Origin of the sequence: Tamlana sp. I1, from assembly GCF_015355625.1 — a bacterium.
Lineage (GTDB): Bacteria > Bacteroidota > Bacteroidia > Flavobacteriales > Flavobacteriaceae > Pseudotamlana.
This window is the reverse complement of the sequence record NZ_JACLAF010000002.1, coordinates 1-14,751: the sequence shown is the minus strand read 5'-3', so window position 1 is coordinate 14,751 and position 14,751 is coordinate 1. Positions and strand designations below refer to the sequence as shown.

The window sequence follows — 14,751 nt, the reverse complement described above, 5'->3', positions numbered from 1 at the left end:
ATTTAATGAATTTTATGGGCGTTACCTCCCGAAAGCTTTCGGGAGGTCGGGCTATACGTTGCAATCTTTTTTCTCGTGCCTCAAAAAAAGGATTTCCACTGCTATCCCTAACGCAAAAAAAGAGATTCATAATATGATTAGTTGTAACAATTAATAAGTTTGCGCGTCTTAAAGGTAATCATCAATCAAAAAATGAACTTATGAGTTTTTGGAGAGTTTTACTGTCTATAATTTGTCCGCCGCTAGCCGTAATAGGTAAAGGTTGCGGCTCGGTATTAATTGTGTTTTTATTATGGCTTTGCGGTTGGGTACCAGGCGTTATTGCGGCTTTGGTTATTTTGAATAACCCGAACCGCTAGAAGAGGTGCGAATTTTGTTGCTATGTTTTTCCAGATAGTTTTTAATTGTACTTTACCTTTCTTCGTTCAATTAAATTGGTATACCTAGTTGATTGGTTATTAAAGGACAAATAATGAATTGCATATTTCTCATTTAAAAAATAGTTCGACAGGCTGAAATAAAAACAACTTTCCTTTTCAGATAACCTGATTAAATTTAGTTATGCAATCTCAATATTCAGATGCTTACCTAGGCCTATTTCAATTAACTTGTAGTAAGTAGATACTTGAATATCACTTAATCCGCGTTCAATTCGTGAGATGTAGCTTTTTTTAGTTCCTGTTCTTTCTGCAAGTTCTTGTTGTGTTAAATTAGCTTCCTTTCTAGCTGCTTTCAACATAACTCCTAATCGAAAAGCCAGTGAATCTGCATCATATTTGTCGCGCTTTTCAGTTCCTTTTTTTCCGTATGTCTCATTGAGGATATCCTCGAAGTCTGTTACATTTTTCATATTAGCTATTTTTGTCTTTTAGATATTCTTTTTTCAGTTTTTCCGCAAGTTTGATTTCCTTTCGCGGTGTCTTTTGAGTTTTCTTTATAAAGCAATTTGTTAGTACAACTAAATTTCCATCATCGAAAAAACACAGAATCCTAATACTTTTAAAAGTTGTAATCACACGTACTTCATAAATTCCGTCTGTATTCTCTAAGTATTTAAAAAATTTTTTAGGGACCTGCTTTTCAAAACGTACTAAATCCAAAACGTAACTTATTTTTTCACGGACTTTTTCATCTTGAGATTTATAAAAATCAATGAAATAAGTTTTGTATGCAATTACTTTTCTTATCACAGAACAAAGTTAACTAATTAGTTTACTTATTTCAAATATAAATTACAAAATTTGACAAGGTCGATGTGTTTCTAGAACTTCATTGTTGTAATTGTGTTATGGACAATTTGTGGTTTTTATTTAAGAAGAAATTTTAGAATGTTTTCCTTTTGCTAACTCCCGCCATGCAGCACGACTTATTGGTTTATAATAATTATATTTGCATGATTATTTTAAACAGCGTTTTTATTAAAAGATGCAAAAGTTACCAAGGATTTAAACAGCGTGAATAAGTTAATACAAATTAAAGAATTAGGTGTTATAGATTATAAAGCGGCTTGGGACTATCAAGAGGCGTTGTTTAAGGATATTGTAGACTTAAAAATTAAAAATAGACGCGAGGAAACCAATCTGGCTACTCCAAATTATTTGTTGTTTGTAGAACATCCTCATGTGTATACTTTAGGAAAAAGTGGCGACCTGTCTAACTTACTTTTAAGTGAAGCGCAACTTATCCAGAAGGGCGCTAGTTTTTATAAAATAAATAGAGGAGGGGATATTACCTATCATGGGCCCGGACAAATTGTAGGCTACCCGATTTTAGATTTAGATAACTTTTTTACAGACATCCATAAGTACCTACGTTTTTTAGAAGAAATGATTATTTTAACCTTAGCCGATTACGGATTAAAATCTGAAAGAAGTCCAGGAGAAACAGGCGTATGGTTAGATGTAGGTACACCTTTTGCACGTAAAATTTGTGCTATGGGCGTTCGTGCCAGCCGCTGGGTTACCATGCATGGTTTTGCTTTAAACGTGAATGCCGATTTGGGTTATTTTGACAATATTATTCCCTGTGGTATTCGGGGAAAAGCCGTAACCTCATTAAATGTAGAATTAGGAAAACAAAATGTTGACGAAGCTGAAGTAAAAGCAAAAATTCTAAAACATTTTAAAACACTTTTTGAAGCAGAATTTATTTGATAGATTCCTAACTCCTAACTCCTAACTCCTAACTCCTAACTCCTAACTCCTAACTCCTAACTATTCCCTATTCCCCAAACGTGAAGCAATCAAACTTATAATAAAGATTTGCATAGCGTGAAAAAGCATTAAAGGTAAAAGCAGTAATCCCACAGGAAAGGTTACTGGAAACAAAATTTCTGAAAATACGGTGCCGTGAACTAACGACTTTTTAGTGCCACAAAACCGTGCTGTTATTTGGTCTTCTAAATTAAAATGAAGCTGCTTAGCAATATATCCTGTTAAAAAATATACCCCATAAAATAGAGCGAGAATAAAAAAGGCAATCATCATAAAGTCCAGAAGGCTTAAATCACTGAAAATATCATCTTCAAACGCATGTACAAAGCTTTTATAAATAATCAATAAAATAACAAGCTTATCAAAAGTGGTTAATTGATTTTTATATTTTGATGTAAAAGTTCTTCCAAAGCGCTGTAAAAGGATACCCAAAAAAACAGGTACAATAATAGTGACTATTAATTTGATGTAAATACTACTCAAGTCGAAATCGGTTGTGCTTTTCGGAATAAATAATTCCATCCAAATCGGTGTGATAACAATTCCTATAAGTCCAGAAATACTAGCATTAAAAATAGCTGCAGGCACATTGCCTTTGGCTATAGAAACCATGACCACCGATGATGAAACGGTAGAGGGTAAGGCTGCTAAAAACAAAAAGGACAGCCATAAACTTTCGCCTTCTTCAGAAGAAATAAAAGGTTTAGTTGCTAAAACTATAAGTGGAAAAATTAAAAACGTTGTAGCTTGTACTAATAGGTGAAGTTTCCAGTTTTTTAAACCTGCTTTTATTTTACTCGGACTCAATTTTAATCCGTAAAAAAAGAAAATTAACGATACGCCTATCGTGCCTATTAAATCCAAAGGAACAGGACTTGATTTACTCCCTAATTGAGGAAAAAAATAAGCAATTATAATAGTGACTATAATGGCAATTACAAAGCGATCAATTTTCATAAGATACTACGTATTCATAAAAAAAACACATTTTAAAAATGAATTAAAAATGTGTTTTATGTAAATCTAAAATTATTGAACAGGCCCGATTGGAAGTACCACTTTTTTATATAATTCATTAAGAACTTGTGCTATGGCTGTGTAAATTGCAGAAAATCCGCAAACAATACCAACATACCCAGCAAAATGTCCTATGCTTTCACTATGGGTATAATCGCCCAGAGCTAACAAAAAGAAAAGTAGCGTTAACGTAGCAAAAACAAATTGTAAGGCACGGTTAATTTTTAAAGTTCCAATAAATAACGCGCCTGTAAAAATACCCCACATTACTAAGTAAGATACTAAACCTGCATTTTCTGGAGCAGGAATTAAATCCATTTTAGGCATTAAAATTAAACCAGCAAAGGTGAGCCAGAAAAACCCATAAGATGTAAATGCCGTAGTAGCAAAAGTGTTTCCTTTTTTCCACTCCATAATGCCTGCTATAACTTGTGCCATGCCACCATAAAATATGCCCATGCCTAAAATCATGGAATCTAATTCAAAAAGGCCGGCGTTATGTAAATTTAAAAGCACAGTAGTCATTCCAAAACCCATTAAACCTAAAGGGGCTGGGTTAGCGGTGCTGTCTACTAATTGAGTTGAATTTGTATGGTTTTCCATGAGTATCTGTTTTATGGTTGATATGCATTTTATGTTTTAGCAATTTAATGAAAAATGTTTCAACTAAGTGATGAATTGTTATTCCGATTAAAAATCAGTAAAATTAAGCCGCACTAATTGCTTGTGTAGCTATTGCCATTCCTCATATTTGCAGGATGTCATGAAAGCTTTACAACTTATCGTTTTCTGTGAGTAAAAATTTAAAAGTTATCCATTTTTTCGTACATTGGTAGACAATACTAAAAACCATAAATATGAAAAAAACACTTGCTTTCTTACTATTTATTCTTTTTCTGCTCTTGGCTTGGTTTAGCTGGGGATGGTATAAAGATACAGTAGTATGTTGTGCGGAGCCTATAGTTGTAGTCGAATACGGCCCGTTAATTTTTGATTGTGCTACAGGAGAAGTCATTACAAATGATGCTTGGCCAGAAAAAAAACAAGAAATTTTAAATGCTAAAGCTGAAGGCAAAAAACTACTTTTAGTTGGACCTTATTTTACTGGAGAAACCGAACAAGCTGGGCTTGATCGCGCTGAAAAAGTAAAGGCTTTATTTGTCGAATTATCTGAAGAAGATATTATTACAGGTGCTAGATCTGCTAGTGATTGTGAATCGACTAAAACCAATATGCTTCATGAGTTGAGATACAAATGGGTAACTCAAAATGACGATGTTGTTGAGCATTTCGATAAAACCATGGTGTTTTATAAGTACGACTCTACCGAGGAGGTTTCTAGCGAAAATGTGCTATCGTATTTTTCAGATTTAGCAACGTTCTTAAAAGATTCTGGAGATCGTATTTTAATTGTTGGTCATACCGATAGCGACGGCACTTCAGAATACAATAAAGAATTAGGTCTTAAAAGAGCTAACGAATATAAATCTCATTTGGTGAAATTAGGTGTTCCTGAAGACAAAATTACAGTGGACTCTAAAGGAGAAACAATGCCGCTTAAACCAAATGCTGATAATGAAAACAAGCGATTTAACCGACGTGTTGAAATTCAAATCATAAAATAACAATTAACCAAACAAAATAAATTATGAGATTATTACAAATAAGTACTACTGCGTGCGACGGATCTGACGTCTTTTGGCCTTGGCTTTTATGGCTTTTAGGTGCTTTTCTTTTAGGGTTTTTATTAGGGTGGCTTTTAAAATCACTTTTTGGCTGTGCTGCTAAAGAAGAGGAACCAGTAGTGAAACAAGATTTAACTAAAATTGAGGGTATTGGTCCTAAAATTGAAGGTTTACTTAATAATAAAGGTATTATTAGCTATAAACAACTTTCTAATACTAAAATTGATTTTCTTGAAGCCATGCTTGTTGAAGCTGGACCAGCTTTCATTACACATAGAGGTATGACTAGAACCTGGCCTGCTCAAGCCAACTTAGCCGATTTAGGTGAATGGGAAGAGTTAAAGAATTGGCAAGACGTTTTAAAAGGAGGCGTTTAATCTGCTTTACCAACTAAACTAAAAGAAGCCGTCTATTTATTTTAGACGGCTTCTTTGTTTTGTATAATATGGTGTTTTTTAATTAAGCTTTAATCTTCAGCATTAAAAAACACTTTGTAATAATGCATCTTTTTCTCATCATCATAACCGCGTTCTAAATATTCGGCAGAAGCATCAGGCGCATCAATATCCAATTTTATTTGAATGTTAGTATCGAGTTTAATATCGGTTTTAATTTTGCGTTTTTCCTTGGTAACTACAGCTTCAGCAACATCAAATTGATTTCTAATCACTAGGTTTTTTTCGCCTTCAAACTCTTTTTTATAATCGTCAAATTGCTGTTTGTATTTGTCTTCTTCAAAGAGTTCTTCCTTAAAACGCTCCACATTAACAATTTCATTTTCTTTAAAAAAGTCAATGGTTTTGGCTAAAAAAGTATTCTGTTCTTTAGCGCCGTAGCTTGTTTTAATAATTTCGGTCGAGAAATCTTTGCAAAGCTCTATATATTGTTGTGTGTGGTTGTTGGCATCATCGGCATATTTAATATTTAAAAAATGATTAAGCCAATATTGCGCATCGTAACTATTATTATCCACACTTAAAATAATATTGCCTTCACCATCACTTTGGTTTAAAATTAAACAGCCTTTATCTACTTTTTTCGAGCTTATTCCTTTTTGCACCAAAACATCGTAACTGTTATCTTCTAAATAAGTTTGAAAGAAATTAACTTTGTTTTCAATTTTAAAAATCCCAACAGCATTGGTTGTTATGTCTTGAAATTCTATACCTTCAAACATAACCACTAGAACATCACCCGTTTTTATTTGTGAGGAGTTAGATTGCTCGAATAAATGGGTTACAATATGTTTGGAAACATCAACAAAAGCTTCTTCATCATTAAACAATTGTGCTGCGTAGCTGTTTATTTCGTTTAAAGAAATGTTAGAATGGTGGTTAAAACGGTAGCTCTGTACCACGCTTCCAAAAGGTCTTAATAAAAAAGGCAGCATGAGTTCGTAGCTGGCTTCATCAAATTCTACGGGTTTATCTGAAAAAGCATTTTTGGTGTCGTTGAATTTATTTCCAACCTTATGTATTATAAATTGAGAAATAGAAGCGTTTTTTCTTGAAATCATTTGTGTGTATTTAAGAATGCAATAGTATTAAAATAAACCTGAAGGTTGGGTTAGAACATTTCAAATAAATCTAAAAAACGAAAATTAGTTAATTTGATATAAAATAATCGAGTTGCTTCCCCCTTTAGTTACAAACTCTAAACGCTTGTCTTTATCGATATGTTCTAACTGAATTGGACCATTTCCATAAACAGGGAAGTTGGGCAGTAATTCAGAATTACTATCAAATAAATAGACTTTATGCGCATCTAAATCGGTGGTAGTAACATATATTTTATTGTTGATGTAAAACAAACCAGGTTTAGAATAATGTCCAAAATCTAGATCGGTGGTTTTATTTTTTATGAAAAGCTTGTTTTCGGTTTGCGTCACTAATGTTTTAGATGTGGTTTGAAAATGATGTTTTTCAGTAAGGTTTAAATCTCGTCTAGAAACCCCGCCCTTAGTATCTACCGAAATTAAATCGCCACTTAAAGTCGTTGTGGTAAACGTATCATTAAATAAATAGATAGGCTCTGTAGAGTAGCTGTTAAATTCCTTAGTTTTAACGCGAACCTGTCCCGTTCTATTTAAAATATATAATTTATTTATAGTTTTAAATGTGATGTAATCTTTGCCTGAAATTCTAAAATGTTTCGGCTGACAAATAATAGCATTATTGGCTGATTTGAAAGTAAATCCAGTTACAGGTTTTCCTTTAGCGTCGTACATTAAAACATTGTTACCTTGGGTTACTAAAAGACGGTAATTTTTACGGTTATCATAATCAAATACGGCAAGTGGCTGAGTGATTTTATCGTTGAATTTTAATGCAAACGGACTCACCTCATTGCCATTACGGTCTAACACGTACACGCGGTTTGGCGTAGCAAAAGCAAGCTGAAGTCGGCCATTTTTATACATGTCAATTTGCTCAATACTACCTAAAATAGGGCCTTGCAGTTGTTTTTTCCAAAGAATTTTTCCTTTATTAGAAATTAAATACAAGTTGTTGTTTATATCCTGAACTACTATTTCTTTTTGTTTTGAAATGTGATTTTTTACAAACTGTGGATTATTCAACAAGTCATTGTCTATTTTGATGTTCAATTCTTCTGAAACCGAATTTTCATAAACTTTGGTTTTTTCCTTTTGAATCACGCCGTTTACATGAGCAAAATTAGTGTCGTATATAAATTGAATAGCAGATGCATTGTAATTTGAAAAATCGATATCTTCTGATGCTTCTATATTTTTATTCAATATTGTATTTAATGTTTCAGCATTATTAACTTGCAATATTGAAGACGCATCACTTAATGATTCTTTTGTGTTTTTAAAGAATTCTTTTTCGGCCAACGTGGTTTTATTTTGATAGCTTGAAATGATGTTTTGAAGTAATTCTTTATCATCTGAAAACACAAAAAAGTGATCTAAAACACAGTAATTAGTTGCTTTTTTAAAACTGATTAAGGGAGAAAATGTGTGTTGGAATAAATCGGGTTGACTAAAACTGTATAGGTCAATTTCGCGATACACATCGGTTTTAGTCTGCTCTCCTAAAAGCGCATCATTAGTGGCAATAATATCTAAGGAGTTTAGTACAATTGCTCGCTTATCAGCTTCATAAATTACGCCAACTTCAATAATATCGTTAAATAAAGTGGTTTCATTTACTAAAGTGTCTTTTTGCTGAAATTGAAGCAAATTCTTTTCAATAACTTTAAAGTTATCAAAAGTAAAACTTAAAAAACCATCGCTGTTTGAAGGTGTAACATGTGGCATTTGGTTTTCTTGCGGTACGGTGTTTTTAAAAACATTTATTAAGCTTTTGGTAGAATCTTTGGCTCTTGCAATACCGTTAAATTGTAAGCTGTTTTGGTGTAGTTCTACATCGACAGCGATATACTTTGTAAAGTTGTTTAGAGGTATGGAATCTTGAATGAAAAGCGATTTTAAAAACGGATTATTGGGCTTTATAATTACAGAACAAGTTTTATCGTTTCCAGTGGTGTGATATATTTTTTTTAGTTCAGAATCGATAGTGGTTTTTTCAAAAACGGCTTCAACATTAGCTTTTGATGAGGATGCGAAAAAAGTACTATCTATAACCGTACTGTAAAAAACAGCGTTGTTAATGCTAGATTTTGTGATGGTTTTCTTTTTGTATTCTAGCGTTTCTTCAATGTAATTTGGTAACGAATCGGTTTCAAATAAGGCTTTGTCGTATTTTGTAACAACCGTGTACTGTAAACTGTCTTGCGCATCTTTGGAAAGGCAAATTAATATTTCGTTGGACGGGTTTAAAACCGATAAATGATTTAATTTTTTATCTAATTGCTTGTAAGCTGAAGTTTTAGAAATTCGTTTTAGGAAATCACTATTCTTAATACCGCTCTTTACGCCATCAAAACTCGATGTTTTAATAATAACCGATGTGTTTTTTGGTGCAAAATCTATGAGTTCCAAACGTTTTGTATTGGTTTCAGAACAGCTAAAAATTAAAATAAGTAGGAGGGGAATGTATATAAATTTCATGAACCACATTAGTTTCTACAAACCTACTATATTTTTTAATTCATTAAAAACTTAAAGTTCTAACTTTAACTGTTCTGGCAATAATCTGAACGATTTTCGATGGTATTTTGTAATTCCGAATTCTCGAATGGCTTCGCGGTGTTCTTTTGTGGGATAGCCTTTGTTTTTTTTCCAATTATACATGGGGAATTCTTCATGAATTTTTTCCATATACAAATCGCGGTAGGTCTTTGCTAAAACCGAAGCCGCAGCAATGCTTAAATATTTAGCGTCGCCTTTAATTATGGTTTGGTGGGGTATGGTTTGGTAGTTTTTAAACCGGTTGCCATCTACAATTATAAATTCGGGAATGCTGCTAAGTTGCGCGATGGCTTTATGCATCGCTAGAATAGAGGCGTTTAAAATATTAATGCTATCAATTTCAGCTTCAAAAATATGAGAAACTCCAAAACACAATGCTTTTTCTTCAATAAGGGGCTTTAAAAGCATGCGTTTTTTTTCGCTAATTTGTTTCGAATCGTTTAAAATAGTATTCTTAAATTTTTCGGGCAATATTACAGCTGCAGCAGTTACTGGGCCAGCCAAACAACCACGGCCAGCTTCGTCTGTGCCACACTCTAAAGCTAAACTTGAATAGTTTTTTAATAACATGAAGCTAAAATATTCATAATTCTAAAATATCCTAATGTTATAATGCCTGTAAATTATAAGAATTGTATGTTTTAAATTTTAATTCCATATGTTATTTTACACGTTTTAGCTTCAAAAGTGAAAAATAAACCGATGAGCTAAAAAGCTTGAGTTTTGTTAACACGCTTTATTTAAAATAATTTCTCGCACTTTACGTTCAAATAATTACTTTTGCTTGGAGAAAAATTATTCCGATAACACAGTTTTAACGTTGTTGATTACCTATAAGTTGAATATGATTATAACATTAAAAGCAAATTCTAAAAAAAAGAAAGCTAAGCATAACCTTACCGTACTAGTTTCCTTGTTTCTTTTATTTGCGAATATAATAGGTGCTCAAATCAAACCTAGTCGTAATAATGTAGAGAACGACTCTATTAGAAGTCGCCAACCCAAAAGTAGCTCAAGTTCAAATAAGGCCAAAAAAATAAAAGGCGATATCGATCAGTATCAAATTATTTCTTTCAGAAACGATACCACTTTTGTAGATACGACTCTTTCAATTAGAAAAGATCATAAGTTTAATTATTTGCGAGAAGATAATTTCGGATTACTGCGTTTTTCTAATCTCGGACAAACATATAATACCTTAACCTATAATTTTGAAAACACAGAATTAATGCCTGTTTTTGGTGCTAGAGCTAAGCATTTTAATTATATGGAGGTTGATGATATAGATTATTACCGCGTGCCAACGCCGCTTACCGAGTTGTTTTTTAAAACTGCTTTTGAACAAGGGCAGTTAGTTGATGCTTTTTTTACAGCGAATATGACACCGCAATTAAATTTTTCGATTGCTTATAAAGGTTTGCGCTCTTTAGGGAAGTATCAACATATACTAACAAGTACAGGAAATTTTAGGTTTACATTAAATTATAGTACTAAAAATAACCGCTATAATGCCAAAGCCCATATGGTAACCCAAGATTTATTGAATCAAGAAAATGGTGGCTTAGATGAAGAAGGGGTTCAGAATTTTGAAAGTGGCGATCCTGAATTTCTAGACCGTTCTATATTAACCGTTAATTTTGAAGATGCTGAAAATATGCTGCTAGGTAAGCGCTACCATTTGAATCATTCTTATAAAATTATTAATCAAAACGATTCCATAGCTAAAAATGTATTAACCGTAAATCAAATTATAACTTCTGAAAGTAAATATTACGAATACAAACAAACAACTGCTGCTACCGATTATTTTGGAACCTCTTTTAATGCTTCAAATTTATCTGAAAAAGTCACGCTTAAGACCTTGTATAATGAGTTTCAGTTAAATTATAGCAACAATATTATAGGCGATTTACAACTAAATGGGAGCAACACCTATTATAATTATGGTTACAATCAGTTGGTAAAAATAAACGGACAATTAATTACCAACAGACTTATAGGAAATGTGGTTGCGCTAGGTGGAAAATACCATAAACGCATTAAAAAGTTTGATATACTAGGAGAAATAGGTGCGAATGTTTCAGGGGATTTTGATGGGAACTATTTAAAAGGAGAAGCTTCTTATCAATTAAATAAAGATATTGAAGTTGAAGCCTCAATAAACCATAGTTCGCATGCGCCTAATTTTAATAAGATGCTTTATCAAAGTAATTATTTGAGTTACAATTGGCAAAATGATTTTAATAATATTGAAACACAGCAAATAGGTTTTCAATTTAAATCGGACAAGCAGGTTAATTTGTCTGTAGATTTTTCTACAATAAGCAATTACATGTATTTTAAAAAGGATGCTGTATCGCAACAAGTATCGCCATTTCAAAACGATGAAACCATAAGCTATTTAAGAGTTAGGCTGGGTAAGGAGTTTCGAGTTGGTAAGTTTGCTCTTAATAATACGATAGAGTATCAAAACGTGCAAGACGATAATATGGTTTTAAATGTTCCTGAATTTAATACACGTAATACTTTATATTTTACGAGCCACTTATTCAATAAAGCCTTGTTTTTACAAACTGGAATTACATTTAATTATTTTACCAGTTACTACATGAATGGATATAGTCCGTTATTAGCTGAATTTTATGTGCAGAATGATAGAGAATATGGCGGTTTTCCACGATTCGATTATTTTTTAAATGCTAAAATTCGTCAAACACGCCTGTTTTTAAAAGCAGAACACTTTAATTCCTCTTTTACCGGGTTTAATTTTTATTCTGCACCCAATAACCCTTACCGCGATTTCATTGTACGTTTTGGTGTAGTTTGGAATTTCTTCTTGTAGACGAATATTTTTAACCTTAAACTCTTTTTGTTGAGGTTTTATCTAATTTTATCAGAACTTTATATTAATTTTAAAAGGATTAGCTTGTAGTTAATAATCGACGCCAGTTATCTTTAACTTAAATATTTTTTAATTATGAAAAAACTATACTTCATTCTATTTGTTTTATTTGTGAGTCAAAATTTGATTTTTTCACAAGTAGAAAATGATCTTTTACCTTTTGATGCTGAAACGTATACTAAAAGGGATAATTGGCATATTGCAATTTTCCCAATAGATTTTGCCGATATCCCACCAGTATACCGAGCAAAATTTCCAGACAAATCAAGGTGGTCCGATATAATTTTTACTGAAGATATTTCAACTTGGTTTCATGATATGAGTTATGGCACAACAACCATTACAGGCGATGTTTTTGATTACACAACGTCATCAGATGTATTTTTTGATACTTCAAATAATTCGGTGATGCAATTTCAAGATGTTTTAGATAACCTGTCTTTTACAGCACCTTCGTCTTTTGATATTAATGATTATGATTATTTGGTTTTTTTATTCTGTCATGATGCAGTGGTGCAACAAAGCATAACAACCAATAAAACTTTTGAAATAAATGGAACATCTTACACGCAGTCTGTTGTAACTGTTTCTTATCGAAATGGCGTTTTTCAAAGAAACCCATCTCAATTTGCGGAAACTGATCAGTTAACCGAGGCCAACTCATATTTAATTCCATTAGGAAAAGATATGATCGAAGAGGGTGATGCTAATTTTGCCATGAAAGAGTTTGAATCGGTACTTCTGCACGAATTAGGACATAGCATGGGGTTGGATCATCATGCAAATTCGAGTACAAATGGAGATAAGCCTGCTCATGAAACACCAGAAGTGCCAAACAATTCAAATCTTTTAAACCAGGAATATGGTAATAAGTATGCTTTAATGGGAAAGCGAGAATATGGTTTAGGTATGAATGGTGCCATGCGAGATGTTTGTGGTTTAATAGATGCTCAAACTATTTATTCTAAAAATTGGTGGGGAAAAACCACGGTTACTGTGCATCCTGTGTCCTCTGCCACAGGAAAACGTTTTATAGAAGTGCTGTTGCCAGATGAAAGAGATTTTTTGGGTTTTAAAAATCATGGCTACGAGCTAGAGTTAAGAACCAACGATGCTTATAATAGTATGTTTTCTAACCCTGAGCTTTCAAATAATATAGAAGGTTTCTTTGTGCATAAGGTTATGGGTACTGAAAATTTATTGCTAGATATGAGTCCATCTGCCAATATCGATTATTTTGGTGATTATTTTGCTGATTTAAGAGATGTGGTTTTAAAACCAGGGATGATGTATGAAAATGATGATGTTAAATTTGATAACGTAGTTGATAATACTGATGGTACCTGGTCTGTAGATATTGAAATAAAAGCATCTTTAATTGTTACGCCAGCTCCAACTTTTTCTTCTGCAACACGATTAAGTAATGGAAACATAAAAATCGATTGGGTAAATAACTGTTCAGATTGTAGTGCTTCTGAAGTTTTTACAATTACTTATAGAAAAGTAGGCGACCCTTCCTGGAATTATATTAGTGATGCCGATTTAAATTCAGGAACCTATACCAATACGTCACTGTCTGGAAACACTGATGATTATGAGTTTAGAGGAAGTATTTCAGGAAGCGCAACACACTATGATTCTTTATATTCTAATACCGTGTCTACATCAAGTCTAGGGGTTGATGAGCATTCAAAAGATGCTCCAAAAATTCACCCAAATCCAACTTCTAGTAAAATAAACATTGAATTGGATGCAGTAACTCATGTAGCTGTTTATAATACAGTAGGGGAAAAGGTACTTGAAAAATCAAACACCAATACAATTGATGTGCAAAATTTAAAATCAGGAATCTATTTTCTAAAAATTTCATCTCAAGGAAAATCTTATTACAAGAAGTTTATAAAAAAGTAAAACTATTAAATAAGGGTTGCTTCATCAGGTTGATTGAAGTTTAATACCGTATGGCTAACTCATGACATGATTTTTTTAAAGTCATTTCATGAGTTTTTCTGTTTAAGACATTAATATAGGTAACTGCAATTATTACAATAAAGAGGTTTTGTATGGCTACTCTTAGCATATATATAAAACAAACAAGGTTTATTAGCCTTTCGGCGGAAGACACCGTGGGTGCATGATGGTTGTCCTTTATAGGTATATCCACGACAAGCATCCAGTTTCTTTTAATGAGTATGGCATCTGAAGCGATTATTTTAAAGTGTAAATAGCACGTTTACTGAAAGTTAAAACTGAGACTAAAAAAACTTCAAAAAAAACCAACAAAAAGTTTGTTAGGGAATATAAAAGAGCTGTATATTTGCACCCCGCTAAGAGAGGCACAGCCACTTAAAGCGTTAGTTCATAAACAGTTTTCGGTATAAAAAAGAGGTTTTAAAAAGCTTTAAAAAAATATCAAAAAAAACATTGTGAGGTTATAAAAAGGTTGTATGTTTGCAGCCGCTAAAAACAGCAGGTCTGTTAGAGGTAAAAAAGTTCATAATATTGTTTTTATTGGATATTAAATTAAAGTAAAAAAATCTTTAAATTTTTTTTCAAAAAAACATTGTGAGTTAAAAAAAAGGGTTTTACATTTGCACCCGCTTAACAAGGAAACGCGTTAAGAAACAAAAGAAAAAAGTTCATAAACATATTGAATTGACAGCGTAAGAATTGAATTGGAAACGATTTAATTTAACAAAGAGAATAGACCATTTTGAGTACAAAGAGAGCTAATTAGTTGTTAAAGTTGTTACCTTATAGGTAGCACATTAAAATTTAACGATGAAGAGTTTGATCCTGGCTCAGGATGAACGCTAGCGG

The 14,751-nt window shown here is 32.5% G+C and carries 12 protein-coding genes and 1 pseudogene; 6 read left to right on the top strand and 7 right to left on the bottom strand.

Translation table 11 applies throughout. The features are described from left to right. The first annotated feature begins 200 nt into the window (after window positions 1–200). Window positions 201–359, top strand: coding sequence for a YqaE/Pmp3 family membrane protein (locus H6X70_RS01575; protein ID WP_194765927.1), 159 nt, complete (start codon window positions 201–203; stop codon window positions 357–359). A gap of 200 nt (window positions 360–559) precedes the next feature. Here the strand turns inward: H6X70_RS01575 and H6X70_RS01570 are convergent, their stop codons facing one another. Next, complete coding sequence (locus tag H6X70_RS01570; protein ID WP_194765926.1) at window positions 560–850, bottom strand: helix-turn-helix domain-containing protein; 291 nt, start codon at window positions 848–850, stop codon at window positions 560–562. A 1-nt stretch (window position 851) separates the two neighbouring features. Next, window positions 852–1,190 carry a type II toxin-antitoxin system RelE/ParE family toxin gene (locus H6X70_RS01565; protein ID WP_194765925.1) on the bottom strand — a complete coding sequence of 113 codons (339 nt, stop codon included), beginning with the start codon at window positions 1,188–1,190 and terminating at the stop codon, window positions 852–854. Between the two features lie 261 nt (window positions 1,191–1,451). Here H6X70_RS01565 and lipB point away from each other — a divergent pair. Then, window positions 1,452–2,153, top strand: a pseudogene (gene lipB / locus H6X70_RS01560) (lipoyl(octanoyl) transferase LipB); the annotation flags it as partial. A gap of 60 nt (window positions 2,154–2,213) precedes the next feature. On the opposite strand, the gene H6X70_RS01555 reads toward lipB, so the two are convergent. Together H6X70_RS01555 and H6X70_RS01550 are read right to left on the bottom strand one after the other, a co-directional pair. Next, entirely contained in the window at window positions 2,214–3,170 is a 957-nt protein-coding gene (locus tag H6X70_RS01555) for a bile acid:sodium symporter family protein (protein ID WP_194765923.1), read from the bottom strand. Between the two features lie 72 nt (window positions 3,171–3,242). After that, window positions 3,243–3,833, bottom strand: coding sequence for an acetate uptake transporter (locus H6X70_RS01550; RefSeq protein ID WP_194765922.1), 591 nt, complete (start codon window positions 3,831–3,833; stop codon window positions 3,243–3,245). Between the two features lie 254 nt (window positions 3,834–4,087). On the opposite strand from H6X70_RS01550, the gene H6X70_RS01545 reads away from it, so the two are divergent. Next, entirely contained in the window at window positions 4,088–4,855 is a 768-nt protein-coding gene (locus H6X70_RS01545; RefSeq protein WP_194765921.1) for an OmpA family protein, read from the top strand. A 23-nt stretch (window positions 4,856–4,878) separates the two neighbouring features. After that, the gene (locus H6X70_RS01540) at window positions 4,879–5,292 is read left to right on the top strand and encodes a hypothetical protein (RefSeq protein ID WP_194765920.1); all 414 of its coding nucleotides are present in this window, start codon (window positions 4,879–4,881) and stop codon (window positions 5,290–5,292) included. Window positions 5,293–5,381: 89 nt separating this feature from the next. Here the strand turns inward: H6X70_RS01540 and H6X70_RS01535 are convergent, their stop codons facing one another. The 3 genes from H6X70_RS01535 to H6X70_RS01525 all read right to left on the bottom strand — a co-directional run bounded on the left by H6X70_RS01535 (window position 5,382) and on the right by H6X70_RS01525 (window position 9,599). Continuing rightward, window positions 5,382–6,431 (bottom strand): nucleoid-associated protein, encoded by a 1,050-nt coding sequence (locus tag H6X70_RS01535; protein WP_194765919.1) that lies wholly within the window; start codon window positions 6,429–6,431, stop codon window positions 5,382–5,384. 84 nt (window positions 6,432–6,515) lie between these two features. After that, a complete protein-coding gene (locus tag H6X70_RS01530) occupies window positions 6,516–8,948 on the bottom strand; it encodes a ribonuclease HII (protein WP_194765918.1) in 2,433 nt (810 codons plus the stop codon). 51 nt (window positions 8,949–8,999) lie between these two features. Next, on the bottom strand, window positions 9,000–9,599 hold the full coding sequence (locus tag H6X70_RS01525) for a ribonuclease HII (RefSeq protein WP_194765917.1): 600 nt from the start codon (window positions 9,597–9,599) through the stop codon (window positions 9,000–9,002). A gap of 274 nt (window positions 9,600–9,873) precedes the next feature. Here H6X70_RS01525 and H6X70_RS01520 point away from each other — a divergent pair, with 274 nt between their 5' ends. Both H6X70_RS01520 and H6X70_RS01515 read left to right on the top strand, forming a co-directional pair. Beyond that, complete coding sequence (locus H6X70_RS01520; RefSeq protein WP_194765916.1) at window positions 9,874–11,871, top strand: putative porin; 1,998 nt, start codon at window positions 9,874–9,876, stop codon at window positions 11,869–11,871. Between the two features lie 135 nt (window positions 11,872–12,006). Beyond that, entirely contained in the window at window positions 12,007–13,842 is a 1,836-nt protein-coding gene (locus H6X70_RS01515) for a zinc-dependent metalloprotease (RefSeq protein WP_194765915.1), read from the top strand. The last annotated feature ends 909 nt before the right edge of the window (window positions 13,843–14,751 follow it).